The 489-nt window shown below is 53.4% G+C and carries 1 protein-coding gene; it reads right to left on the bottom strand.

Going from position 1 to position 489, the window contains the following annotated elements:
• Positions 1-300: 300 nt before the first annotated feature.
• Positions 301-489, bottom strand: a 189-nt coding sequence (locus tag AC1RPH_RS07790; RefSeq protein WP_481762023.1) for a hypothetical protein, incomplete at its 5' end; no start/stop codon positions are given.

A 489-nucleotide genomic window follows, 5' to 3' on the forward strand; every position in this document is an offset into this window, starting at 1 on the left:
GAGCTGCTGCCTTCGCTGCGGCCAGAGCCACTGCCTTTTCCTTTGCTGCCGCGCCCTTTGCTGCCGTCTTTGCCGGTGCTGCTTTCGTCTTTGCTGCCTTTGCCATCTTGCTTCTTCCTTTCGGGGTTGGTTATGCTCACGTCTGAGCAATCTTACACACTACGTATTTACTACCACGATCGCGGCTTGTGCTAACACACTACCCAGCGTGTCACCGCAAACCACAATCTACTTCAAAACTCAGAAGGGTGCAAAATTATACACTCTTCCGAAATCGTGTCAAGCATTTTCTACAACTTTTCACTCATCATCCGAGCTTGCGGCGCGACCACGGCGCAGCTTCGGGGGTGCCTGAACATTCTGGAATGCAGCAGGCAGGAAGCGTGCGGCACGCTTGAACATACGTGCAACCGGATCAAGCTTCGTGAGTTCAACACTCTTTACCACACCGGACTTCAGCTTCACGTCTTGCGAAACGGACACGACGCG

Source organism: Dellaglioa sp. CoH-57-MRSF-16, from assembly GCF_056782055.1.